At 69.0% G+C, this 22,366-nt stretch carries 27 protein-coding genes; 9 read left to right on the forward strand and 18 right to left on the reverse strand.

Annotated elements, in window-relative coordinates; all coding sequences use genetic code 11:
- Positions 1 to 2: 2 nt before the first annotated feature.
- From ABQF13_RS08230 to ABQF13_RS08250, 5 genes are read right to left on the reverse strand one after another with little or no spacing between them, the layout of a single operon-like run.
- Entirely contained in the window at positions 3 to 692 is a 690-nt protein-coding gene (locus ABQF13_RS08230; RefSeq protein ID WP_448392234.1) for a glycosyltransferase family 2 protein, read from the reverse strand.
- A 20-nt stretch (positions 693 to 712) separates the two neighbouring features.
- Positions 713 to 1,840 carry a nitronate monooxygenase gene (locus ABQF13_RS08235; RefSeq protein WP_448392235.1) on the reverse strand — a complete coding sequence of 376 codons (1,128 nt, stop codon included), beginning with the start codon at positions 1,838 to 1,840 and terminating at the stop codon, positions 713 to 715.
- Between the two features lie 13 nt (positions 1,841 to 1,853).
- Positions 1,854 to 2,669, reverse strand: a complete 816-nt coding sequence (locus ABQF13_RS08240; RefSeq protein WP_448392236.1) for an alpha/beta hydrolase — start codon at positions 2,667 to 2,669, stop codon at positions 1,854 to 1,856.
- Positions 2,669 to 3,700 (reverse strand): NAD-dependent epimerase/dehydratase family protein, encoded by a 1,032-nt coding sequence (locus ABQF13_RS08245; protein ID WP_448392237.1) that lies wholly within the window; start codon positions 3,698 to 3,700, stop codon positions 2,669 to 2,671. Before ABQF13_RS08245 ends, ABQF13_RS08240 begins: the two co-directional genes overlap by 1 nt.
- Entirely contained in the window at positions 3,697 to 4,473 is a 777-nt protein-coding gene (locus ABQF13_RS08250; RefSeq protein WP_448392238.1) for an S-methyl-5'-thioadenosine phosphorylase, read from the reverse strand. Before ABQF13_RS08250 ends, ABQF13_RS08245 begins: the two co-directional genes overlap by 4 nt.
- A gap of 59 nt (positions 4,474 to 4,532) precedes the next feature.
- Here ABQF13_RS08250 and ABQF13_RS08255 point away from each other — a divergent pair, with 59 nt between their 5' ends.
- Positions 4,533 to 5,414, forward strand: coding sequence for a 1,4-dihydroxy-2-naphthoate polyprenyltransferase (locus ABQF13_RS08255; protein ID WP_448392673.1), 882 nt, complete (start codon positions 4,533 to 4,535; stop codon positions 5,412 to 5,414).
- 31 nt (positions 5,415 to 5,445) lie between these two features.
- Here the strand turns inward: ABQF13_RS08255 and ABQF13_RS08260 are convergent, their stop codons facing one another.
- Both ABQF13_RS08260 and ABQF13_RS08265 read right to left on the reverse strand, forming a co-directional pair.
- Positions 5,446 to 6,549 carry a DUF1214 domain-containing protein gene (locus tag ABQF13_RS08260; RefSeq protein ID WP_448392239.1) on the reverse strand — a complete coding sequence of 368 codons (1,104 nt, stop codon included), beginning with the start codon at positions 6,547 to 6,549 and terminating at the stop codon, positions 5,446 to 5,448.
- Positions 6,546 to 7,121, reverse strand: a complete 576-nt coding sequence (locus ABQF13_RS08265) for a TetR/AcrR family transcriptional regulator (protein ID WP_448392240.1) — start codon at positions 7,119 to 7,121, stop codon at positions 6,546 to 6,548. The genes ABQF13_RS08260 and ABQF13_RS08265 overlap by 4 nt, the downstream gene beginning before the upstream one ends.
- A 112-nt stretch (positions 7,122 to 7,233) precedes the next feature.
- On the opposite strand from ABQF13_RS08265, the gene ABQF13_RS08270 reads away from it, so the two are divergent.
- A complete protein-coding gene (locus ABQF13_RS08270; RefSeq protein ID WP_448392674.1) occupies positions 7,234 to 8,397 on the forward strand; it encodes a sulfotransferase family protein in 1,164 nt (387 codons plus the stop codon).
- Between the two features lie 94 nt (positions 8,398 to 8,491).
- Here the strand turns inward: ABQF13_RS08270 and ABQF13_RS08275 are convergent, their stop codons facing one another.
- Together ABQF13_RS08275 and ABQF13_RS08280 are read right to left on the reverse strand one after the other, a co-directional pair.
- A complete protein-coding gene (locus ABQF13_RS08275) occupies positions 8,492 to 9,055 on the reverse strand; it encodes a Clp protease N-terminal domain-containing protein (protein WP_448392241.1) in 564 nt (187 codons plus the stop codon).
- A gap of 1 nt (position 9,056) precedes the next feature.
- A complete protein-coding gene (locus ABQF13_RS08280) occupies positions 9,057 to 9,281 on the reverse strand; it encodes a helix-turn-helix domain-containing protein (RefSeq protein WP_448392242.1) in 225 nt (74 codons plus the stop codon).
- Positions 9,282 to 9,377: 96 nt separating this feature from the next.
- On the opposite strand from ABQF13_RS08280, the gene ABQF13_RS08285 reads away from it, so the two are divergent.
- From ABQF13_RS08285 to ABQF13_RS08310, 6 genes are read left to right on the forward strand one after another with little or no spacing between them, the layout of a single operon-like run.
- On the forward strand, positions 9,378 to 10,379 hold the full coding sequence (locus ABQF13_RS08285; protein WP_448392243.1) for an AAA family ATPase: 1,002 nt from the start codon (positions 9,378 to 9,380) through the stop codon (positions 10,377 to 10,379).
- Positions 10,380 to 10,381: 2 nt separating this feature from the next.
- On the forward strand, positions 10,382 to 11,245 hold the full coding sequence (locus ABQF13_RS08290; protein ID WP_448392244.1) for a DUF58 domain-containing protein: 864 nt from the start codon (positions 10,382 to 10,384) through the stop codon (positions 11,243 to 11,245).
- On the forward strand, positions 11,235 to 11,708 hold the full coding sequence (locus ABQF13_RS08295; RefSeq protein WP_448392245.1) for a hypothetical protein: 474 nt from the start codon (positions 11,235 to 11,237) through the stop codon (positions 11,706 to 11,708). Before ABQF13_RS08290 ends, ABQF13_RS08295 begins: the two co-directional genes overlap by 11 nt.
- Positions 11,699 to 12,700 carry a hypothetical protein gene (locus ABQF13_RS08300; RefSeq protein WP_448392246.1) on the forward strand — a complete coding sequence of 334 codons (1,002 nt, stop codon included), beginning with the start codon at positions 11,699 to 11,701 and terminating at the stop codon, positions 12,698 to 12,700. The genes ABQF13_RS08295 and ABQF13_RS08300 overlap by 10 nt, the downstream gene beginning before the upstream one ends.
- Complete coding sequence (locus tag ABQF13_RS08305) at positions 12,697 to 13,584, forward strand: vWA domain-containing protein (RefSeq protein WP_448392247.1); 888 nt, start codon at positions 12,697 to 12,699, stop codon at positions 13,582 to 13,584. Before ABQF13_RS08300 ends, ABQF13_RS08305 begins: the two co-directional genes overlap by 4 nt.
- Positions 13,581 to 14,294, forward strand: coding sequence for a hypothetical protein (locus tag ABQF13_RS08310; RefSeq protein ID WP_448392248.1), 714 nt, complete (start codon positions 13,581 to 13,583; stop codon positions 14,292 to 14,294). The genes ABQF13_RS08305 and ABQF13_RS08310 overlap by 4 nt, the downstream gene beginning before the upstream one ends.
- A 2-nt stretch (positions 14,295 to 14,296) precedes the next feature.
- Here the strand turns inward: ABQF13_RS08310 and ABQF13_RS08315 are convergent, their stop codons facing one another.
- Positions 14,297 to 14,641: an ester cyclase gene (locus ABQF13_RS08315; RefSeq protein WP_448392249.1), complete on the reverse strand. Its 345-nt coding sequence runs from the start codon at positions 14,639 to 14,641 to the stop codon at positions 14,297 to 14,299.
- A gap of 44 nt (positions 14,642 to 14,685) precedes the next feature.
- Entirely contained in the window at positions 14,686 to 14,994 is a 309-nt protein-coding gene (locus ABQF13_RS08320) for a DUF4229 domain-containing protein (protein ID WP_448392250.1), read from the reverse strand.
- Positions 14,995 to 15,049: 55 nt separating this feature from the next.
- Here ABQF13_RS08320 and ABQF13_RS08325 point away from each other — a divergent pair, with 55 nt between their 5' ends.
- On the forward strand, positions 15,050 to 15,211 hold the full coding sequence (locus ABQF13_RS08325) for a hypothetical protein (RefSeq protein ID WP_448392251.1): 162 nt from the start codon (positions 15,050 to 15,052) through the stop codon (positions 15,209 to 15,211).
- Here ABQF13_RS08325 and ABQF13_RS08330 read toward each other — a convergent pair.
- Genes ABQF13_RS08330 through hemL form a run of 7 tightly spaced genes read right to left on the reverse strand, consistent with a single transcriptional unit; the run spans position 15,208 to position 22,323 of the window.
- A complete protein-coding gene (locus ABQF13_RS08330; protein WP_448392252.1) occupies positions 15,208 to 16,278 on the reverse strand; it encodes a MinD/ParA family ATP-binding protein in 1,071 nt (356 codons plus the stop codon). The two genes, ABQF13_RS08325 and ABQF13_RS08330, sit on opposite strands and share 4 nt — an antisense overlap.
- A 44-nt stretch (positions 16,279 to 16,322) precedes the next feature.
- Positions 16,323 to 17,339, reverse strand: coding sequence for a c-type cytochrome biogenesis protein CcsB (gene ccsB / locus ABQF13_RS08335; protein WP_448392253.1), 1,017 nt, complete (start codon positions 17,337 to 17,339; stop codon positions 16,323 to 16,325).
- Complete coding sequence (gene resB, locus ABQF13_RS08340) at positions 17,336 to 18,979, reverse strand: cytochrome c biogenesis protein ResB (protein ID WP_448392254.1); 1,644 nt, start codon at positions 18,977 to 18,979, stop codon at positions 17,336 to 17,338. Before resB ends, ccsB begins: the two co-directional genes overlap by 4 nt.
- On the reverse strand, positions 18,976 to 19,809 hold the full coding sequence (locus ABQF13_RS08345; protein ID WP_448392255.1) for a cytochrome c biogenesis CcdA family protein: 834 nt from the start codon (positions 19,807 to 19,809) through the stop codon (positions 18,976 to 18,978). Before ABQF13_RS08345 ends, resB begins: the two co-directional genes overlap by 4 nt.
- Positions 19,806 to 20,402 (reverse strand): TlpA disulfide reductase family protein, encoded by a 597-nt coding sequence (locus ABQF13_RS08350; RefSeq protein WP_448392256.1) that lies wholly within the window; start codon positions 20,400 to 20,402, stop codon positions 19,806 to 19,808. The genes ABQF13_RS08345 and ABQF13_RS08350 overlap by 4 nt, the downstream gene beginning before the upstream one ends.
- Positions 20,399 to 21,010, reverse strand: a complete 612-nt coding sequence (locus ABQF13_RS08355) for a histidine phosphatase family protein (protein WP_448392257.1) — start codon at positions 21,008 to 21,010, stop codon at positions 20,399 to 20,401. The genes ABQF13_RS08350 and ABQF13_RS08355 overlap by 4 nt, the downstream gene beginning before the upstream one ends.
- A complete protein-coding gene (gene hemL, locus ABQF13_RS08360) occupies positions 21,007 to 22,323 on the reverse strand; it encodes a glutamate-1-semialdehyde 2,1-aminomutase (RefSeq protein WP_448392258.1) in 1,317 nt (438 codons plus the stop codon). Before hemL ends, ABQF13_RS08355 begins: the two co-directional genes overlap by 4 nt.
- Positions 22,324 to 22,366: the final 43 nt, after the last annotated feature.

Raw genomic sequence — 22,366 nt, forward strand, 5'->3', positions numbered from 1 at the left:
CGTCACGAGATCACCCGCCAGAAGTCCATGGCCGCCACCAGACTGCCGCGCAGCGAACCGCTGACCTTGGACTTCCCGCCGGTCCGCGGGCCGTAGGCCACGTCGCGCTCCACGACATGCCAGCCCGCGGCGGCCGCCCGGACCAGCAGTTCCAGCGGGTACCCAGACCGGCGGTCGGCCACACCCAGGCTCAACAAGTCGTCGCGGCGAGCGACCCGCATCGGGGCGATGTCGTGCACCGCCAAGCCGTGGCGTCGGCGCAGCCGCCAGCACACCGCGGCCGTGCCGAGTCGGGCGTGCCACGGCCACCGCAGCCCGGGACGCGCGCGTCGTCGCCCGATCGCCATGTCGGCGCCGCGGTCGAGCGCATCGACGAGTCGGGTCAGGTCACCGGGGTCCAGCGACCCGTCGCCGTCGAGCACAGCCACGACGTCCGTCGTCGCCGCCACCACCCCGGCGTGCACGGCCGCCCCGTAACCCGGTTGCGCCTCGGCGACGACGTCGGCGCCGTATCGGCGCGCCACCTGCGCGGTGTCGTCGGTGCTGTTGTTGTCCACGACAAGCGGCCGGTAGCCCGCGGGCATCGCCGCCAACACACCCGGCAGCGACTCCGCCTCGTTGAGGCACGGCAGCACCACGGTCACCCGCGACGCCGAGTGATTTCGGCGCGGTAACGGACGCTGAGGGTGCATGAGTGCGCCGAAATCGCAAACTAGTCCGGGAGCGAGTTGCTCAGCCGTTCGGTGGCGGCCAGGTAGTCCTCGATGAACTCGCGCACCACCTCGCGGGCCGGTTTGACCTTGTTCATCAGCCCTACCCCCTGCCCGACGAAGTAGGTGGCCAACGCCTGCGCGCCCGGGTGGCCCTGCGACGCCAACACGTCGACGCGGCGGATGACCGGTTCGGCCAGCATCGACTGCAACGGCAGCGGCAGCGGCTGCTGCCCGCCGTCGTTGGGCAGCCAGGCCTGCGTCCAGTCCGAAACCAGTTGTCGCGCAGGCTTACCCGTGCGGCTGGCCGACCGGATGGTGTCGCGCGACGACGCCGCCAAGAACTTCTGCACCGTGTAGGGCGCGGTCTCGGCCTCCTCGGTGGTCAACCACACCGAGCCCGTCCAGGCACCGTCGGCGCCCATCGCGACGCAGCCGGCCATCTGCCTGCCGGTGACGATGCCGCCGGCGGCCAGCACCGGCACCTTGGCACCGGCGGACTCGATCGCATCTATCACATCGGGCACCAACACCAGCGTCGTCACCTCACCGCAGTGCCCGCCGGCCTCGGTGCCCTGCGCGACGATCAGGTCGACGCCGGCCTGCACCTGCTTGACGGCGTGCTCCTTGGCCCCGACCAGCGCCGCGACCGGGATGCCGTTCTCCTTGCCCGCCTCGATCATGTAGTCCGGCGGCACCCCCAACGCGTTGGCGATCAGCCGAATCGGATGGCTCATCGCCACCTCGAGCAGATCCTTGCCGGTGTTGCCGGACAGCATCGACGGCCCGGTGCGCGGCGCCTCGTCGGGTTCGATGCCGTGCTCGGCGAGCAACGCGTCGATGTAGCTGCGGTACTCGGCGGGGATCCGGCTGGCCAGCGCGCCGTCGGACAGCTTCTCGCCCTTGCCCTCGAACTTGGCGGGCACGATGAGGTCCAGCCCGTACGGTTTGCCGTTGACATGCTCGTCGATCCAGGACAGTTCCTGGTCCAGCATCTCGGGGGTGTAGGCGGTCGCACCCAGCACACCGAAGCCGCCGGCGTTGGTCACGGCGGCCACGACGTCGCGGCAGTGGCTGAACGCGAACAGGGGAAAGTCGATTCCGAATTGCTCACAGATCGCGGGTTTCACCCCGCCAGTATCGCTAAGTCACTCCGGCCGATGACAGGAACTGCCGGATAGCGTCGAGCAGCACGGCGCCGTCGAGCAGCACCTGGTCATTGTGGCCGGCGCCGGGCACCACGACGTAGCGCTTGGGTTCGTTGGCGGCCTCATACAGTCGCCGGCTGAGCTGCTCGGGCACGATGGCGTCGCGGTCGCCGGCGATCACCAGCAGCGGCACCCGCACCGACGCGATCCGCTCGATCGACGGGAACCGGTCGATCAGCAGCCGTCGCACCGGCAGCCATGGGTAGTGCTCGGCAGCGACGTCGGCCAGCGACGTGAACGGTGACCGCAGGATCAGCGCGGCAGGCGGCCGGGGCACCGCCAGCCCGACCGCCACTGCCGCGCCTAGGGATTCGCCGAAGTACACGATTTGTTCGACGCCCGGCTGCTCGGCCAGCCACTTCTCGGCGGCACGGGCGTCGGCGGCCAGCCCCTCTTCGGTGGGGCGGCCCGGGTTGCCGCCGTAGCCGCGGTAGTCGAACAGCAACACCGAAAGGCCTATCCGGTTCAGTGCCGCCGCCAGCGGCCAGCGCGCTGACCGGTCACCGCCATTACCGTTGAACGCCAGCACCGCAGGCCCGTCCGCGTCCACCGGGAAATACCAGGCCCCCAGGGAGATTCCGTCCTCGGTCTCGATCACGACGTCACGCCCGTTGGGCAGCACTGCGCTCGCCGACGGCACCGGTCCCGGTGAGGGGAAGTAGATCAGCCGTCGCTGCTGTGACCAGATCAACCCCAAAAGCCCCGTCGCCACAAGCGTGACGATAGCGACAACGACCACCGCGCGGCGCATCAGGCCCGCAACGGTGCGAACGCGAACTCCCGCAGCCCGTCACGCGGGTCCACGACGGCGCGAAAGCCCAACACCTGAGCGGCGCGTGCGGGGTCGGCGACGATGTGCCGGACGTCGCCGCTGCGGTACTGCCCGGTGACCACGGGTGGTGCGTCACCGCGCGCCTCGCACAGTTCGGTCGCCACCTGCGAGATCGAGATCGGCCGGCCCGAGCACACGTTGAACGCGGTGAACCCGTCGAGTCGGGCCGTCACGGCCGCGACGTTGGCCGCGGCGACGTCGTCGACGTGGACGAAGTCGCGCATCTGCTGACCGTCTTCGAAAACCCTTGGCACATCACCGGATTCCAGTTCGGAACGGAAGATCGCCGCCACCCCGGAGTACGGGGTGTCGCGCGGCATGTACGGGCCGTACACGTTGTGGTAGCGCAGCGCGGTGACCGCCCCGCCGGTGGCCTCCGACCAGGCCAGCGCGTAGTGCTCCTGGGCGGTCTTGCTGGCGGCGTACAGGCTTCGGGGCCGTAGCGGCGCGTCCTCGGACACCAGCCGCCATCGCACGAACGCCCCGCACAGCGGGCAGCGATGGTCGAACACCCCCGCGTCCAGATCCGCACGGCTACGCGCGTGCGGTTCAACCGGGCCGTGCTCGGCACAGTCGTAACGGCCCTGCCCGTAGACCACCATCGACGACGCGAGCACCAGCCGGTCACAGCCCGCGGCGAACATCTCGGCGAGCAGCACCGCGGTGCCGTAGTCGTTGTGGCTGCCGTAGGACGGCGCGTCGGCGGCGTTGACCCCGGCGCCGACGACCGCCGCCTGGTGACACACCACGTCCACGCCCTTCATCAGCCGCGCCAGCGCCGAGGCGTCGCGGATGTCGAGCACCCGGCAGCCCTGCGGCGGGCGTGCCCCCGAACCGTGCGCGGCGGACAGCATGGCGTCGACGGCGACGACGTCGTGGCCGGCGTCGCGCAGCGCGGTGTCGATCCGGGCCCCGATGAAGCCCGCGGCACCGGTCAGCAGGATTCTCACGGCAGGTCGAAGGGCAGTTGGACACCGTCGTGGGCCAGACAGTGCGTGCAGGCGCGCTCGCTGGCGGTGGCCTCAATGGCGTCGTGCACCAGCTGGCGGAACGGCCCCAGGTTGCGTTCGAACTCCGCGAACACGTCGACCGCGCGGACCCCGCTTCCCGCGTCGACGCCCGCGTCCACATCGGTCACCAAAGCGATGGCGGCGTAACACATTTCGAGTTCACGCGCCAGCACCGCCTCAGGGTAGCCGGTCATGTTTACCAGCGTGAAACCCTGATTTGCGAACCATCGGCTCTCCGCTCGCGTGGAAAACCGCGGGCCCTGGATCACCACCATCGTGCCGCCGTCGACCACGCCGGGCAGCCCGGCCGCAGCGGCGCGCAGCGACGGGCAGTACGGGTCGGCGAACCCGACGTGGATGCCGCCCGAATCGAAGTAGGTGTCGTCGCGCCCGGTGGTGCGGTCCACCAGTTGATCGGGCACCACCGTCGCGCCCGGGCCGTGTACCGGGGTGAGGCTGCCGACCGCGCACGGCCCGAAGACCCGGCGCACCCCGAGCGCGCGCAGCGCCCACATGTTGGCCCGGTACGGCACGGTGTGCGGGGAGAACTCGTGATTGACGCCGTGGCGCGGCAAGAACGCGACCTCATGCACGCCGACCGTGCCGACGGTGATCGGCGCACTGGGTGCCCCGTACGGGGTGTCCATCGCGACGCTGCGGGCGTCGGCGCCGAAGAACGAGTAAAGGCCGCTGCCTCCGATGACCGCTAGCACTTTTTTCTCCTCGCGTCCGCAGGCATCACCACATTGTCCGCCATGCGACGATGACGCTCGTGGCCAGTTTCGCGCAATGGGTCGAGGGTGCTCGCCCCCGGACGTTGCCCAACGCGATCGCCCCCGTCATCGCCGGCACCGGAGCCGCAGCTTGGCTCGATGCGGCCAGCTGGTGGAAGGCGTTGCTGGCGTTGCTCGTTGCGATGGCGATGATCGTCGGGGTCAACTACGCCAACGACTACTCCGACGGGATCCGCGGCACCGACGACGTGCGGGCCGGACCGCTGCGGCTGGTCGGGTCGCGGTTGGCCGCGCCGCGGGCGGTGCTGACGGCGGCGCTGGTGAGCCTGGCCGCCGCCGCGGTCGCGGGCGTGGTGCTGGCCTGGTCTAGCGCGCCCTGGCTGATCGCGGTCGGCGCGCTGTGTCTTGCCGGGGCGTGGCTGTACACCGGCGGCTCGCGGCCCTACGGCTATTCCGGGCTGGGCGAGGTCGCGGTGTTCGTGTTTTTCGGGCTGGTCGCGGTGCTCGGCACGCAGTACACCCAGGCGCTGCGCATCGACTGGGTCGGGGTGGCGTGCGCGGTGGCGATGGGATGTCTGTCGTCGGCGGTGCTGGTGGCCAACAACCTGCGCGACATCCCGACCGACGCGGAGTCGGGCAAGATCACGCTCGCGGTGCGGCTCGGCGACGCCCACACCCGGCTGCTCTATCAGGGGCTGGTGGTAACGGCGTTCGTGCTGACGGTGGTGTTGATGCTTGCGACGCCGTGGGCCGCGGTCGGTCTCGTGGCGCTGCCGCTCGCGGTGCGCGCGGCACTTCCGGTGCGTCGTGGTCTCGGCGGTAAGGCGTTGATCCCGGTGCTGCGCGACACCGGGCTGACGATGCTGGTGTGGGCCGCCGCGACGGCCCTCGCCCTTGCCCTGGCGATTTCGGTGCGCTAACCAGCGATGGGCGCAGGTTTGCGCGCCGAAATCACAAGTCGGCTACCTTGACCAGCTGCACCTGTGGGCGGGCCGGCACCTCGTCGGCGAGGAACCAGCGAAACGCCAAGTTGCCGCGGGGATAGTCCATCGTGGTGATCGCGTTGGGATGCTCGGTCATCCCGCGCGAGACGACGACGGTGACCGAACCGTCGGCGTTGGGCACCGCGGTGTGGCCGTTGATCGAACACCGCCCGTCCCCGGCGCTGTGGGCGGCCATGAACTGGTTCCACACCACCAGGTTCCAGAACCGGCACGACGGCGGGGTGTGCGTGACCACCAGTGCCTCGTCGTCCTCGAGCACGAAGCTGCCGTAGGAGTAGCAGGCGTCGCGCGCCGACCAGCCGAAGTTGGCGTCGGGCACCTGGTAGGGCTGGGCGAAGTCATTTGCCCCCTGCGAGAATTCGTGGCCGAGCGTCTTGGCGTCATCACTGCGGACGCCGACCGTCAGCGGCACGATCGCGAACATCGTGCGCAGCCACGCCGCGCTGGCCCGCAGTGCCGCAGCGGTTTCGGCGTCGCCGTGGCGGATGGGATCGGGTTCGTCGAGCGCCTCGATGCGCCACGACACCGGACGGCCGGTGTCCGGGTCGGCCTGATAGTCGCGGGTCATCAGCACGACGCCGTCCTCCGTGGGACCCAGGTCGAACGTAAAGTTACCGTCGGCATCCATGGCGCCCGAGCGCTCGAGGTCGTCGTCGCGCACGAGCGCCACGATCCGGTCCGACCACGCCCCGGGCGACGGCTCGTTGTAGGCCGTCACCGAAAAGTACACGCTCTCACCGCGATTGCCGCTGATGCGGTAGCGCCGCTTCGGGTCGATCGGGCACATGTAGTAGTAGGCGTCGGTGTTGTCGCCGCCCCAGCGGCGGTCGCGCCGATACGGCGAGTTGACCTCGATCCACATCGGCCGGCTCGGTTCGGCGAACAGGTAGTTGTCCAGCGCGACACCGAGAGTGGTTGCGAGCATGCGGTAGCCGTCGGCGATGTGGCGGTCGTCGCTGACGGCGCGATCCCCCTCGAGGAAGGCCTTGTCGAGGCCGCCGAGCGTGTCGAGCAATTCGCGCCAAGCTTTCGTTGATTCGTGTTGCGTCATGCGCTGATCCCTTTCGTGATGAGTTCGGCGGTGCGGTTCACCCACGCGTCGTCGAGCGTGTCCGCGTGGGTGATCAGGGCCAGAAACGTGATGCCGGCGATCGCGTCGACGATGTCGGCGGCGGTGACCTCAGACCGGACGTCGCCGCGCGCGACGGCGGCGGCGAGCCAGTCGGTCAGCCCGCGGCCCAGGATGTCGGCGAAGCGCTCGAGCAGCGCCGCGTGCAGGCTGGGATCGGCGGCCATCTCACCGACCAGGCCGGGCAGCGCCGCCAACGCGGCCGGGGTGGTCAGCACGGCCACCGTGCGGCGCAGGATCTCCCGCACGTCGCCGCCGATCGAGCCGGTGTCGGGCAGTTCGGTGGCGGCCCCGATCGGGAACACGGCCTCGTGCACCACGTGGGCCTTGCTGGGCCAGCGGCGGTAGATCGCCGGCTTGCTGGTGGCGGCCCGGCGGGCGATCGCGTCGACCGAAAGCGCTGCGTACCCGGTTTCACCGAGCAGTTCGACCGTCGCCGCGAGCACCGCGCCGTCGATGCGGGGATCGCGGGGTCGACCAATGTCCACCGTCATTACGGAACTGACAGTAACATAAGTGGCTGTGACGGACACCACAGCCGATCCCGTGCAATTAGACGACCTCGCCGAACCCAGCTTCCCCGCCGACGTCGAACCCCTCCGGCAGATGATGGCGGCGATGGCGCCCGACTGCCCGCTCGACGCGGATGCCCTGCACGCCAAGGCCGCGGCCGAGACGGGTCTCGACGACTTCGGCGCCGACGACTACCGCGACCGCCTCGACACCTATCTCGTTGCGCTGCGGGAGATTACGAACTTGCACGACGGGGGTGTGGTGAACTTCCATGCGCAGCTGGTGCAGTTCTTGAAGAACAGGCTGTTGCTCACCGACCTGCTGAACCGGCACCCCGAGATCCACGACATCGAGCTGGTGCCGCCGGTCGTCATCGCCGGGCTGCCCCGCACCGGCACCACGCACCTGCACAACCTGCTGGCCGCGGGGCCGACCTTCCGCACGATGCCGTACTGGGAGAGCAACGAGCCGTTCCCGCTGCCCGCCGAGGCCGGTGTCGAGCCGGATCCGCGCCGGGTACGGATGGACGCCGCGGTCGAGTTCATGAACGCGGTGATGCCGCACTTCGCGCTGATGCACGAGATGACCACCGACCACGTCCACGAGGAAATTCAGCTGCTGGCCAACGACTTCTCGTCGATGCTGTTCGAGACGCTCGCGCACGTGCCGCGCTGGCGCGACTACTACCTGTCACACGATCAGACGCCGCACTACGAGCACCTGGCCACCCAGCTCAAAGCGTTGCAGTTCCTGCGCGGCGGGCGGCGCTGGCTACTGAAATCGCCGCAGCATCTCGAGCAGCTGCCGGTGCTGAACCAGGTGTTTCCCGACGTCGTGGTGATCGTCACGCACCGCGACCCGGTGCCGGTGGTGTTGTCGATGCTCACGATGATCACCTACTCGGCGCGGATGCACTGTTCGCCGGTGCCGGTGGACGATATCGCCGCGTCTTGGGTGGACCGGCTCGAGCTCATGCTGGGCGCCCTCATCCGCGACCGCGACGCGCTGCCCGCGCAGCGTTCGATCGACCTGCGCTTCGACGACTTCATGGCCGACGAAATAGGCTCCGCCGCAGCAATTTACGAACTTGCCGGCGAGACGATGAGCGACGAGGCGCGCGCGGCCATGGTCACCTATTTGGACGGCCATCAGCGCGGTCGGCTCGGCCGGGTGGCCACGTCGGCGCAGATGTTCGGCCTCGACGAACATGAGCTGCAGGCCCGCTTCACCCCCTACATCGAGCGATTCCTGAGCTGACGTCTCCCTCGCGAACGTGCGGTTTCATACGCCTGCAGCGGCGTGTCGCGCATGAATCCGCACAGCCAGCGGCAGCGGGACCGTCGCGCCGTGGCTAGGCCGCCTGGTCGAGAAGGGTGGCAACTGCGGCACGCAGTTCTCCCACGTCCACGCGCTCGGTGATCAGGCCGACGGTGAACTTGTCACCGCCACGCAGGATGCCGAGCAGGACGTGCTCGCATCCGATGGTTCTGCTCTTGTGCGCCAGCGCTTCTCGCAGCGAGAGTTCGAGTGCCTTCTTGGCAGGCTTGGTGAACGGTATGTAGCCACGACGCCTGCGGCGGCCGGACCGGCGAAACGCGCTGTCCCAGGCGTCCTTTCCGAACGCGCGGTTCACGCGGTCGCGGACCGCATGCAAGTCGATCCCGATCGACCTCAGCGCCTCGGCATCCTCGTCGAACAGCGGGTCACTCGACGCAGACTGTGTATCCAGCCGCGCGCGCACCGCCTGGGCGGTCAACCCGTAGCCGAGCAGCAGGCCCGCGAGCTCCCGCCCGGCGCTCTGTAGGACACCGACCAGGAGATGTTCAGCACCGATCACTTCCGAATCCAGTTCCCGCGCCTCTTCCTGGGCGAGCGTCACCGCGACGCGGGCACTGCGGCTGAACCGCTCGAACATGTCATTTCCTCCTGTTGTGCTTCTGATGCACGGCTTGGCGGCTGACCCCGAGCGCGCTGGCGATGGCCTGCCAGCTCCAGCCCTGTTCGCGGGCGTTCGCGACGTGGATCGCCTCCAGGCGCTCCTGGAGTCGCTGCAGCGCGCGGACCGCCTTGAGCCCGACAGCCGGGTCGTTGCTGGTCAACGCGTCGATATTGGTCACGTTGTCAAGTTTAGTTGACGTCAACCTTACGGACAAGACGTGTGCGCCTACCCTCGCCGGGGTAACCAACGCTGTCCGCAGCCCGATAGGCATCCGGAAGGCAACCCCGAAAGGCACTGCATGACCGCCACACGCCCGCAACTCGACCGCCGCGATCTCGCCGACGCGCACCGCGTTGCCGCCGCGGTATCCGATGCGTTCTCGGCCAAGGTCGTGGGTCAGGAGAACCTGCGCGAGTCGCTGTTGATCGGGCTGCTCGCCGGCGGACACGTGCTCATCGAAAGCGTTCCGGGCCTGGCCAAGACGACGGCCGCGCGCGTCATCGCCGAATCCATCCACGGCGGGTTTCAGCGCATCCAGTGCACCCCGGACCTGTTGCCCAGCGACATCATCGGCACCCAGGTGTACGAGGCCGCCACGAACTCGTTCGTCACCCAGCTCGGTCCGGTGCACACCAACATCGTGTTGCTCGACGAGATCAACCGCTCCAGCGCCAAGACGCAGAGCGCGATGCTCGAAGCGATGGAGGAACGCCAGACCACCATCGCCGGGACCGTCTACCCGATCCCGGAGCCGTTCCTGGTGATCGCCACCCAGAACCCGGTGGACCAGGAAGGCACCTATCCCCTCTCCGAAGCACAGACCGACCGGTTCATGCTCAAGGAGACCCTCGGCTACCCCTCCGCCGAACAAGAGGTGGAGGTGATGTTCCGGATGGACGCCGGGCTGTACGACAAGGATCACCGGGCGCGGCCAGTCGTGACGCTCGACGACATCCGACGCGCCCGCGACGTCGTGCGCCACGTGCACATGGACCAGGCGCTGATGCTCTACGCCGGCCAACTCGTCGGCGCCACCCGCAACCCCGAGCAGTTCCTACCCGCCCAGCTCGCCCGCCTCATCGAGTACGGCGCGAGCCCGCGCGCGACGATCGCGCTGTGCCAGAGCGCACGTGCCCTTGCGGTGCTGTCCGGACGCGCCCACGTCATACCCGACGACATCGCCAAGCTCGCGCACCGCGTGCTGCGGCACCGGCTGATCCTCGGGTTCGAGGCGGCCAGCAAGGGCATCACCTCCGAGCGCATCGTCGACGCGGTCCTGCAGGCGATCCGGGTGCCCTAACGGTGGGCCAGCATCTCAACCGCGCCAAGGCGCATTTCGGCACCGACACCCGCGGCATGCTCGAAGGCGGACGCTACGCGCTGCTGCACACCCGCAGCCTCGAATTCGACGAGCTCCGACCGTATGTGCCCGGCGACGACGTCCGTGACATCGACTGGAAGGCCTCCGCGCGCTCGGGGAACATCCTGATCAAACGCTTCGTCTCCGAGAAGCACCACAAGATCCTGCTGGTCACCGACGCCGGCCGCAACATGTCCGCGCTGGCACCCGGCGGTGAGCTCAAACGCGATGTGGCAGCACACATCCTGGGTGCCTTCGGGCTGGTCACGCTCGGGCGCGCCGACCAGATCGGCATGGTGTACGGCGACGCCCGCGGCTGCGTCAACATCCGTCAGCGGCGCGGGGAAACCCATATCGAGAACATGCTGCACCGGTTCTACGCCCACACCCTCGCCCGGCCCGGCCCCAGCGAGATCGGGTGCCAACTCGACTACGTGGCAACGCATTATCGTCATTCGATGTTGATCGTCGTGGTATCCGACGAACCCGACATCGATGACCGCCTGGACGACGCCGTCCGCCGACTACGCGCGCGCCACGACGTGTTGTGGGCGATGGTCACCGACATGCCCGCGGTGGGTGACGACCAGGACGGCTACGACGTCGGGTCCGGCCGCCACGTGCTCAACAGCGCCGCGCTGGGCCCGCGGGTGGTGGCCGCCTACCGGCGTGCCGAACAGGCACGCGCACATCGACTCGACGAGTTCTTGACCGCCCAGGCCATCCCCCACACCAGGATCGGCGCCAGCGGTGAGATCCGGCCCCGGCTCGTCGAACTGACCGAGGTGTTCGCCCGTGCCGGATGACCTGCTCAACTACATCATCGGACCCACTCCCTACTCGGCATGGTGGCTGTGGCTCGCGGTCGCGCTGACGCTGATCGTGATCGGCTGGTACACCGCGGTTTTCGTGTGGACGCTGCCGTCGCACCGGCTGCGGCGCCTGCCGGTTATCCGGAGCTGGCATGCCACCCTGTTGCGGCGCCGCTTCGCCCGCAGCATCGGCACGGTCGCCGACAAACACGAACGCGGTGAGCTGTCGGCGGCGCAGGCCGCCGCCGGGATCAGCCGCACCCTGCGCAGCTTCCTGCATCAGGCGACCGGCACCCCGGCGCAGTACATGCACGTCGAGACCATCGCCGCCAGTCAGCTCGCTTCGGCTGCGCCGGTGTTCGAGGCGCTCGACGATGCGCAGTTCAACACCGCATCACCGGTGGACGTCCGCCAGACTGGTTCGGCAGCACAGGAATTGGTGCGCACGTGGCCTTGAGTTGGTGGCCGGTGGCGGTGCTCGGCTTCGTGTGCCTGGCGGCGGCGGTTGCCCTGGCGCTGCTGCCGATCGACCGCGAGATGCGCGAGCTCCGGCCACTGGCCAACACCGCACGGCTGACCCGGTTGCCCGAATACGCCCGGGTGGCGCGCACCAGGACGCTGTCGATGATTGCGACGATCGTGCTGCTGCTGATTCTGTTCACCGCCGCCATGCTGGCCAGCGCCAGACCCAGCGGATGGGGGTCGTCGTCGCGCGCCGTGCAGGCCCCGTCCGACATCATGCTGTGTGTTGGCCAACCCGTCACCGACGGAACCACCGCGGCGTTCCTATCACACTTCGCTGAGCAGGCCCGGACCTTCGGCACCCAGCGCATCGGGTTGACGTCACCCAATCGGCGCGTCATTCCGCTGACCCGCGACCACTCGTACGCGGCCGAAAGGCTCACCGACATCGCCGACGTCGGCCGCATACCCGCCGAGCCCGAACTGTCACCCGCCCAACGCAGCGCCGCCGCCTCGTTCTCGCCCGCGGTGTCCTATCTCGACTTCGCGCCCAGCGTCGCCGACCTGTTGGCGTTGTGTATCACCGGGTTTCCGTCGTTCGACGAACCCAGCACGCACCGTCGCTCGCTGGTCTATCTGGGCCCGGGCGAGCTCCGCGCGCCCGGGGAGACGCGGGCGTCGCTGCTTGACCTCCCACAGGTCACCGACATGGCGAGCCAGGCGGGCATCCAGCTCAACGTTCTCGCGACCAGCCCGGGTCCATTGCGCGACATCACCGAATCGACCGGCGGGCAATATGTTTCGCTCGACGCCGGAGATGCCGGTATAGTGCGCGCCCTCGACGGCATCGAAGCCAACCCGCCCGAACCCACCGCGGAGGCCGAAACCGTCACCGCATGGTATGGCGACTCGCCGACGATCCCACTGACGGTCGCCGTCGTGGCGTCGCTGCTGCTGGCGTTGGCGCTGGTGGTGTTGCGGCGATGACGTGGGCTCCGGTGGTTCCCGCGGCGGTGCTGTTGGCCCTGGCCGCGGCGGTGATCGTGCTGCGGCTGATCGCCATGCGCTCGCTGGCCAGCGGGCCGCGCGTGCGCTGGGCAACGGTCTGGCGCTGGTCGGGGCTCACCCTGGCGCTGCTTCTGATGCTGATCGCCGCCGCCCGACCCGGGTTCGGACACCACGAACCGCAGCACACCACCTCCGCGCGGTCCGGAGAAAACGCCAGCGTCTTCTTTCTCGTCGACCGCTCAACCGATGCCATCGACGAGATCCGCGACAACATCCAGACGCTGATCGAGCAGCACCCGCAGGCCCGGTTCGCGGTCATCAGCTTCGCGTCGCGGCCGTCGCTGGACTGGCCGCTGTCCCAGGACGCGTGGAGCCTGGTCCCCGAGATCGCCGCGCTGGTGTCCTATGACGAGCCCCGCGGTCAGGTGAACGCCGCGGCCGCGGCCAACGTGCTGCGCTACCAACTGATCGCGGCGAACCAGCAGTATCCCGACGCACCGAACCTGGTGTACTACGTCGGTTCCGGAGCCCCCGGATCACGCGCTCCGCAGAGCGATTTCGACCCGGTCGCCGGGTCGGTCGACGGTGGGGCGGTGTTTGGCCACGGCGACCCACTCGACGAGGCGGCTCTGCGGCGCATCGCCGATCAGCTCGGGGTGCCCTACCTGCGCCCCGGCCAGGTGCCCGGCCCCGAGACCGCGCCGGACGGCGCGGCGCAGCAACCCGACGCCGAACCCAGCAGGCGCACGGAACTGTACTGGGTGTTCACGCTCGTCGCGGCGGTGCTGCTGCTCTTCGAAAGCTACTCGAGCATCCGCGAATTCCGCCGCACCAGAACCGCGCGACGGGAGGTGGCGTCATGACCCGCCACGTCCCCGCGCGGCTGCGGCTGCGGCGACGGCTGCTGGTGTTCTCCGCCCCGGTGGCCGTCGTCGCGGTACTTGCCGTCGTGAAGATGCTGTCGGTCGTTGTCGCGGGACACGCGGCCGAATCTCACTTCAACGCAGGCGATGTGGACGCGTTGCGCAACGACGTCGCCACGCTGAGTATCGTCAACGTGATCGAACCGGCCAAGGCGCCGTTCGCCGCGGGCACGCTCGCCGTTCTGCAGAACCGCCTCGAGGACGCCGATGCGTACTTCGCCGAAGCGCTTTCGGCCACCGATGCGGCACAGTCGTGTCCGGTGCGGGTCAACCTGGCGTTGGTCCGCGAGCGCCAAGGAGACATCGAGGCGTGGGAGGGCCGACCGGATGCGGCCCGGCAACGCTACGACAGCGCAGCGCAGTTGGTCGCCGACGCGCCGCAGGGCTGCTTCGCAGGTAACACCGACCCCGATCCCGATCGGCGCGCGGTGCGCGCCGACACGCCCGCGCGGCTGGCCGCCAAGGTCGCGGGCCTGACCGCCCCACCGGCGCCACCGCCGCCGCCGGCGTCAGCGCCGCCTCCCCCGCCACCCGCGGCCGTCGTAATCCCCGGGGCACCCGACTCCGAGCGGCCACCGCTACTGCTGCACCCCGAACGGGGCGATCCGCTCGGCCGGTTGCGCCAACTGCTGCAGGATGCGGCGGGGTGAGCTCAGGCGACCGACGTGCCGGTCCAGTACTCCGCGAACCGCCCGTCGACCACCCGCAGGATGTCGTTACCGGTGAACCGCTTCGGGCCGTCCTTGGCCGCGCCGGTGCCGATCCAGCGGGCCGCGAGCAGGTCACCTTCGACGAACGGTTCGACTTCGATGACGAACTTGAGCTCGTTGAACATCCGGTGGGTCTCGTCGACCACGTCTTCCAAGCCGTCGGGACCACGCACCACGCGGTCGGGCCAGTGCCCGACGAAATCGTCGGTCACCACCTCGGCCGCAACGGGCTGGCCCGCCCAGACCTCATAGATCCATCGTTCGTACAAATCCTTGGCTGACCTCATACCCGAACGACTACCCGGACAGCTGAGCGGGTAATCGAGGCGTTTCAGGAGGTCGGCGGGTCTTCACCGCGCAGCCTGGCCTGCAGTTGCTCGCGGTCTTGGCGCCGGCGTTCGTCGAACACCGCGATGCTGGCGGTGGCGCGGCGCCGTAGCGGGGCGAACACCCAGATGCCGAGCGGCAACGCGATGATGATCGCGAACAACAGGGCCACCACGAGCGGGAACTCGTGCAGTCCGAGCAACTGCGCGGCACCGAAGATCGCCGCGGCCACCACGGCGACCAGCACCAACCGGGCTGCGGCATAGGCGACCACGTCGATTACCAGACGGGCTGCGGGACGACCATCAGACACGGCCCGAGCTTACCGATGGCACGCGTATCATCGGACCCAGGAGGTGCTTTTCCCCGTGGCGTACTTGCTGATGATTGCCGTATTGGCCGGGCTGACCTATCTGGGTTGGCGGCTGACACGGGTGTCCGCGAGCCGTCCGAAGACCCGCGTGATCGGGCCCGACGACGACCCCGAATTTCTGCGCCGCCTCGGCAGCGAGGACAACCCCCGCAGTTAGCCCGCGGAGCGTTTAGCGCCGGGAAACCCATCGGCGACCACGGCTGCGAGTTCAACGAGCGCCTCGCGGGTCTGCGGCTTCAACCGATCGAGGCTGATCTCCGCGCCCTCCTCCAGATGCGGATCGAACGGCACCTCGACCACCGCCCGGCACCGCCGGTTGAAGTGGTCGATCACCTTATGCATATCGACCTTCCCCGATCGCGGCCGCACCGCGTTGATGACGGCGATCGCGTTGCGCACCATGTCCTGATGACCGTGCGCGTCCAGCCAGTCCAGCGTCGCCGAAGCGCTGCGCGCACCGTCCACCGAACCCGAGCTGATCACCACCAGCGCATCGGCCTTGGCCAGCACCGCGGCCATCGCCGAATGCATCAGGCCGGTGCCGCAGTCGGTGAGCACCAGGCTGTAGAACTTCTCGAGCACCTCCAGGGTGCGGGTGTATTCGGCCGAGCTGAACGCCTCCGACACCGCCGGGTCGCTTTCCGAGGCCAGCACCTCCAGCCGGCTCGGCCCCTGTGAGGTGTAGGCGCGGACGTCGCTGTAGGACATGATGCCTTCGGCGTCGCGCAGCAGATGGCGCACGGTGGCCGGGGTCTCCAACGGCACCTTCTGGCTCAGCGTGCCGCGGTCGGGGTTGGCATCCACGGCGACGACGCGGTCACCGCGGATGGAGGCCAGCGTCGCACCGAGCGTCGCGGTGATCGTGGTCTTCCCGACCCCGCCTTTGAGCGATAGCACCGCGATCCGGTAGCAGCCCCGCAGCGGGCGTTGCACCTGCGTGACGAGCACCTGACGCCGGGTGGCTTTGCGGCCCTCCCCCACGTTGATCAGCTTGAACGACGCCAGATACAGCCACTTGCGCCAACCTTCGGAGGGTGCGCGTTTGCGCTGGCCCAGCAGCGCCACCGTCGACAGGTCCAGATACGGCGGCGGATCCTCGTGTTGCTCGGTCTGCGGCGGCGTTACGGCGGGCATCCCCCTGGGCGGCGTCGGGGCTGTCCACTCCGGCGGCGGGTCGGCCGCCGGATCGATGAACCGGTTTTGTGCACGGAATCCAGTTGGCACATAACCAGTTTCGGATGCGCGGGGCGCAGGCTGTTCAGACACCCTTAACCCACACCCGCATACGAGTGCAGTCCGACCGTCACGAGGTTGATGAAGAACAGGTTGAAGACCATCGCGATGAAGCCGGCGACATTGATCCACGCGGCCTTGCGGTCACGCCACCCCGCTGTCGAGCGGGCGTGCAGGTAGGCCGCATAGATGACCCACGCGATGAACGACACCGTCTCCTTGGGGTCCCAGCCCCAGTAGCGACCCCACGCCTCCTCGGCCCAGATCGCGCCGAAGATCACCCCGAACCCGAACACCGGGAACGCGAAGATGGTTGTGCGGTAGGCGATCCGGTCCAGGGTCTGTGCGTCGGGCAGCCGCGACACCACGCGCGCGAGCAGGCCGTCGGCTGCGTCCTGTTGAGGGGTGCCGAACCGCGACATCTTCAGCAGGAACAGGATGCTGGCCACCCCGGCGACCAAGAACACCCCGGAACCGAGGCTGACCACCGAGACGTGGATCGGCAGCCAGTAGGACTGCAGTGCGGGCATCACCGGGGCGGCGTTGGTGTAGAGCCACCGGCCCGACACCGTCAGCAGGATCAGCACCGGCAGCAGCACGAACACCCACAGCGTGCGGTATTGCGGGCGACGCAGCACCACCGCGGCGGCGACCAGCCCGCAAAAGCAGGTGAGGTTGATGAACTCGTACATGTTGCCCCACGGCGCCCGCGAGGTGGCCAGCCCGCGCAGCACGATGCAGGCCAGCAGCAGGCCGATGCCGAGGTAGGTCAGGGCCACCCCGGCGCCGCCGATGCGCTGGTCGATCGGGCGTCGGGGCCGCTCGGCGACGACGCCGGGCGCCGCGCTGTCGGCGCCGACCGGCGCGCCGGTCCCGGATGTCGCCGCCGGGGCGGCTCCGGCCCCGACCAGCTCGCGGCTTTCGACCTTGCGGCTGCGGCTGTAGGCCAGCTCGATCGCGAGCAGCACCAGCGCACCGAGGAGCACCAGCACCGACGTGGTGAACGCCCAGTCCGAATAGCGGGCCAGCCCGATGTCGATGTTGGTGTTCATTTGACCTCTTCTCGTGACCGCTGGGCGGTGTCATCCGGCACGCCGTCAGGCACCAGGCGCTCGGTCAACCGCTCGAACTCGTCACCCCATCCCGAGTTGTCGGTGCGGGCCAGCCCGCCCAGCTCGACGCTTACGGTACCCGGGCCGGCCGGGGTGATCCGCACCCAGATCCGTCGTCGCCGCACCACCAGCGACACCAGCAGACCGGCCATCATCGTCATCGCGAAGACCAGCACCCAGAGCTGGGCGGGGTCGTGGGACACCTGCACGTTGATGAACGGCACCGCGCCGTCGAAGCGCACCACGGTGCCGTCGTCGAGTTCGGTCGACTCTCCGACGCCGAGGTTGACGCGCGCCATCTTGGTCAGCCGGTCCTGTTCGATCAGCCGGGCGTCGAGGTTGAACAGCGACTGCGGCCGACCGCTGTCCAAGCCGGCGTCGCCCTTGTAGATATCGATGGCGACCGCGGGGTCGTTGAGCGCCGGGAAGCTCGACGACAGCAGCGTGCCGTGCAGCATTTCGGTGGGCGCGAACAGGCCTTGGATCGCGATCTGGTTTTCGCGGCGTTCGTCGGGGTCGGGGTAGGTGCCTGCCGGCGGGTCGAAGCGCATCGCGCCCGACGACAGCAGGGTCAGCTGGTCGTCGGGGCGGAACTGCAGCGTCTGGGTGCGGGCTTGGCCGTCGGGGAAGATCACGGTGAAGGTGGGGGCGTAACCGTGGCCCTGCAAGTAGATTCGGTCGCCGCCGACCCGCAGCGGCTCGTTGACCTTGAGCCGGTAGGGCCGCCAGGTTCCGGTGGCGAGGTCCTCGCCGGCCTGGTACTCGATGTCGGAGGCGTACGAGGTGGCCTGCCCGGTCGGCAGGTAGTCAGCCGCGAAGTTGTTGACGCGCAGGCAGATCGGATGCAGTGCGGTGCCGTCGACGGTGTTGCCGGCCCGGAACGAGTCGAACGCCGCCGGGGATGCCGAGCAGAAGCCGGGTCCGCCATCGGCGATGACGATGACGTTGCCCTCGTAGCCGAACATCTTACCTGCGGCCACCGCGACCAGTAGGCCGAGCAGCGAGAAGTGGAAGACGATGTTGCCGAACTCGCGCAGATAGCCTTTCTCCGCGGAGATTTCGGTGATGTCGTCTCGGGTGCGGATGGTTTTGCGCCAGCCGCGCAGCCGTTCGGTGATCGTCGCGGCGAGCGCGTCCGGTTGCGCGCCGACGGTGGCGGTGTGGTGTTTGGGTAGCCGGCTCAGGTTGCGCGGCGCCGCGACGGGGGTGGCGCGCATACTGCGGATGTGCTCGACCATCCGCGGTGTCACACAGCCCACCAGCGAGATGAACAGCAGCACGTAGATGGCGGTGAACCAGAAGCTGGAAAATACGTCGAAGGCCTGCAGCCGGTCCAGCCACGGCCCCAGCGTCGGGTGTTCGGCGATGTACTGCTGCACCTTGGCCTCGTTGAGGTTGCGCTGCGGCAGCAGGGCGCCGGGGATCGCGGCGAGCGCGAGCAGAAACAGCAGCACCAGCGCGGTGCCCATCGACGTCAGCGTGCGCCAGGTGTTGCGCATTCCGGCGAGCGGACGTGAAAACACCCTATTTCCCCCACTTTTGGGGGGTTGTAGGTCTTCTCGCGCCTCGGTGGTACTCATATCGGCAGGGTGACGTCGGTGACGAAGGCGTCGCGGACCCAGGACACGAAGTCATTCCACACGCCGGTGACCAGCGCCGTGCCGACGAGGATCAGCAGAAGGCCGCCGATGATCTGGATGGTGCGGGTGTGGCGGCGCAGCCAACCCCACCCCTGCACGGCTCCTGCGGAGCCGAAGGCCAGCAGCACGAACGGGATTCCCAGGCCGAGGCAGTAGGCCAGCACCAGCGCCACACCGCGCGCGACGTTGGCGCCGTCGGTCGCCGACGCGACCGTGATCACCCCGGTCAGGGTGGGGCCCAGGCACGGTGTCCAGCCCAGCGCGAAGACCGCACCGAGCAGCGGTGCGCCGCCGATCGTCGACAGCTGGCGCGGGGCGAACCGGGCGTCGCGCTGCAGTGCGGGCACGAAGCCGACGAACACCAACCCCATCACGATGGTCACGATGCCGCCGATGCGTTGCAGCAGAAGCTGGTTGGTGATCAGCGTGGTCGTCATGCCCAGCACCGCCACGGTTCCCAGGACGAACACCGCGGTGAACCCGGCGACGAACAGCGCGGCGGCCCCGGCGACCCGCAGCCGCACCCCACTCGTCGAGACCGACGCTTTGGCGGTTTCTTCGCGCACTTTTCCGCCAAAACGTCGGCTTCGGCGGGAAAGGTCCGGGGCGTCCGCGGGTGCGACGCCGACCACCGCGGCCAGATACGACAGATAGCCGGGCACCAGCGGCACCACGCACGGCGAGGCGAACGACACCAGTCCGGCCAGCACACACACCCCCAGCGCCAGCAGCACCGGGCCGGCGGCGGCGAGTTCGGCGAACCCGGTCACGCCTTGGGCTCCGACTCGGTCGCGAGTTCTTGCACCACCGGTTGCAGGTCCTCGGCGAGCAGCTCACGCAGGAACACCGCGGCCACCCGGTGCTGTCGGTCCAGCACGATCGTCGACGGAATGACCGTGGTCGGGTACTTGCCGCCGAAGGCGATCATCGTACGCATCGCCGGGTCGTAGATCGACGGAAACGTGATACCGCGGTCGACGAGAAAATCCCGGGGAGCGTCCATATTGTGGTCGCGGACGTCGATGCCCAGGAACTGCACCCCGAGGTCGCGGGTCTGGTCGTAAACCTGTTGCAGCTGGGTGATCTCGGTGCGGCACGGTGCGCACCACTGCCCCCACACGTTGATCACCACCACTTTGCCCGCAAAGTCGTCGAGCGAGATGGTCTTGGCCGGGTCCATCAGATCCGGACCGCTCAACGCGCCTGGGCGGCCGCGGCTTTCGGGCGGATCGTAGAAGATGTCGGTCTGCCCGCCGGGCGCGACGAACTCGAAGGTGCCGCCCTGCGCGACGGCGTCGTCGCCGGTGGAGCATCCGGTGAGCACGGCCAGGACCGCGCTCACGATGACCACCAACCACTTCACAGTTCTGCGGCCGGCTCTCGGTAGTACCAGTCGACGAGCGTGTCGCCGTCGTAGACGAACGAGTTCAGCGACGCCAGGGCGCACTGGCGCTTGCGCGGATCGTGGGCGAACCGCTTACTGGTCAGCGACCGGCGCAGGATCTCGACGGGCAGTTGATGGCTCACCACCACCGCTTCACGGCCGCGCGCGCCCTCGCGGGTCCGGTCCACGGCGCGTCGCATCCGGGCGGCGATCTCGCGGTACGGCTCCCCCCAGGACGGCCGCAGCGGGTTCCACAGGTGGCGCCAGTTGCGCGGGTCGCGAAGCGCGCCGTCGCCGGGGGAAACCCGCTGGCCCTCAAAGATGTTCAGTGACTCGATGAGCTCGTCGTCGGTTTCGATCGGCAGGTTCAGCCGCTTGGCGATCGGGGTGGCGGTCTCCTGTGCACGCAGCAGCGGTGAGGCCACCACCACCACGATGTCGCGGTCGGCCAGGTACTCGGCCACCTTCTCGGCCTGGGCGTGACCCCGCTCGGACAGGTGGTAGCCGTCGAGGCGGCCGTACAGGATGCCGTCAGGGTTGTACACCTCGCCGTGCCGCATCACGTGCACGGTGGTTGTTTCGCTCATGCGGGCCTGCTCGCTTCCGCTGCGGCGCGCGCGGCGCCAGGCAGTGCTGCGGCGATACGCTCGAACGCCTGGTCATCCAACATCGTTGAGACGAACCAGGTTTCGAAGGCGCTGGGCGGCGGGTAGATACCCGCGTCGAGCAGACCGTGGAAGAACGGCGGGAAACGCCACGTCTCGGATGCCCGCGCCGACGTGAAGTCGGTGACCGGTTGATCGGTGAAGAACACCGACAGCATGTTGCCGGCGCGTGCAACCTGGTGCGCCACACCGGCTTCGGTCAACGCCTGCCCGAGCAGGTCGGCCAACCGGTCGGCGTTGAGATCCAGCGCGGCGTACGCGTGGTCGTCGGCGGCGCGCAGCGTCGCGAGCCCGGCGGCCATCGCCACCGGATTGCCCGACAGCGTGCCGGCCTGATACACCGGGCCCAGCGGGGCCAGCCGCTCCATCACCTCGGCGCGGCCGCCGAATGCCGCGGCGGGCAGTCCGCCGCTCATCACCTTGCCGAATGTGAACAGGTCGGCGTCGATGGGATCGATGCCGTACCAACCCGATCGGCTCACCCGAAACCCCGTCATCACCTCGTCGACGATCAGCAGCGCGCCGGCGTCGGCGGTGATGCGGCGCAGCGCGGCGTTGTAGCCGGGTCGCGGCGCCACGGTGCCCATGTTGCCGGGGCTGGCTTCGGTGATGATGCAGGCGATCTCGTCGCCGAACCGGCCGAAGGCGTCTTCGACGGCGGGGATGTCGTTGTAGGGCAACACGATCGTGTCGGCAGCGGCCGCGCCCGTCACGCCCGGTGAGGACGGCAGCCCCAGCGTCGCCACCCCGGAGCCGGCGTCGGCCAGCAGCGCGTCGCTGTGGCCGTGGTAGCAGCCGGCGAACTTGATGATCTTGGGCCGGCCGGTGTAGCCGCGGGCCAGCCGGATCGCGCTCATGGTGGCCTCGGTGCCGGAGTTGACCAGCCGCAGCCGTTCGACGGGGGCGACGCGGGCCACGATCTCGGCGGCCAACTCGGTCTCCGACGGTGTTGGTGCGCCGAACGACAGGCCGTCGGCGGCTACCCGCTGCACGGCCTCGACGACGGCGGGGTGGGCGTGGCCCAGGATCATCGGGCCCCAGGAGCAGACCAGGTCGACGTAACGGTTGCCGTCGGCGTCGGTCAGCCAGTAGCCGTCAGCGGAGGTGATGAACCGCGGTGTGCCGCCGACCGAGGCGAAGGCCCGCACCGGCGAATTCACTCCACCGGGGATGACCCCGCTGGCGTCGGCGAACAGCCGCGCCGACACCTCGGTCGAGATCTGGTCAGCACGCATGGCCACCAGTGTCCCAGGCCAGCGCAACCCGTCAACTACAGGG

The sequence above is a fragment of the Mycolicibacterium sp. XJ879 genome, assembly GCF_053483935.1.

What these genes read in the sequence shown, in the direction of transcription:
- ABQF13_RS08285 (WP_448392243.1), top strand. Translation starts at nt 9,378, where the DNA reads ATGACCGCCACACGCCCGCAACTCGACCGCCGCGATCTCGCCGACGCG.
- ABQF13_RS08270 (WP_448392674.1), top strand. Translation starts at nt 7,234, where the DNA reads ATGATGGCGGCGATGGCGCCCGACTGCCCGCTCGACGCGGATGCCCTG.
- resB (WP_448392254.1), bottom strand. Translation starts at nt 18,979, where the DNA reads ATGAGTACCACCGAGGCGCGAGAAGACCTACAACCCCCCAAAAGTGGG.
- ABQF13_RS08265 (WP_448392240.1), bottom strand. Translation starts at nt 7,121, where the DNA reads ATGACGGTGGACATTGGTCGACCCCGCGATCCCCGCATCGACGGCGCG.
- ABQF13_RS08275 (WP_448392241.1), bottom strand. Translation starts at nt 9,055, where the DNA reads ATGTTCGAGCGGTTCAGCCGCAGTGCCCGCGTCGCGGTGACGCTCGCC.
- ccsB (WP_448392253.1), bottom strand. Translation starts at nt 17,339, where the DNA reads ATGAACACCAACATCGACATCGGGCTGGCCCGCTATTCGGACTGGGCG.
- ABQF13_RS08230 (WP_448392234.1), bottom strand. Translation starts at nt 692, where the DNA reads ATGCACCCTCAGCGTCCGTTACCGCGCCGAAATCACTCGGCGTCGCGG.
- hemL (WP_448392258.1), bottom strand. Translation starts at nt 22,323, where the DNA reads ATGCGTGCTGACCAGATCTCGACCGAGGTGTCGGCGCGGCTGTTCGCC.
- ABQF13_RS08305 (WP_448392247.1), top strand. Translation starts at nt 12,697, where the DNA reads ATGACGTGGGCTCCGGTGGTTCCCGCGGCGGTGCTGTTGGCCCTGGCC.
- ABQF13_RS08260 (WP_448392239.1), bottom strand. Translation starts at nt 6,549, where the DNA reads ATGACGCAACACGAATCAACGAAAGCTTGGCGCGAATTGCTCGACACG.
- ABQF13_RS08310 (WP_448392248.1), top strand. Translation starts at nt 13,581, where the DNA reads ATGACCCGCCACGTCCCCGCGCGGCTGCGGCTGCGGCGACGGCTGCTG.
- ABQF13_RS08355 (WP_448392257.1), bottom strand. Translation starts at nt 21,010, where the DNA reads ATGAGCGAAACAACCACCGTGCACGTGATGCGGCACGGCGAGGTGTAC.
- ABQF13_RS08315 (WP_448392249.1), bottom strand. Translation starts at nt 14,641, where the DNA reads ATGAGGTCAGCCAAGGATTTGTACGAACGATGGATCTATGAGGTCTGG.
- ABQF13_RS08240 (WP_448392236.1), bottom strand. Translation starts at nt 2,669, where the DNA reads ATGCGCCGCGCGGTGGTCGTTGTCGCTATCGTCACGCTTGTGGCGACG.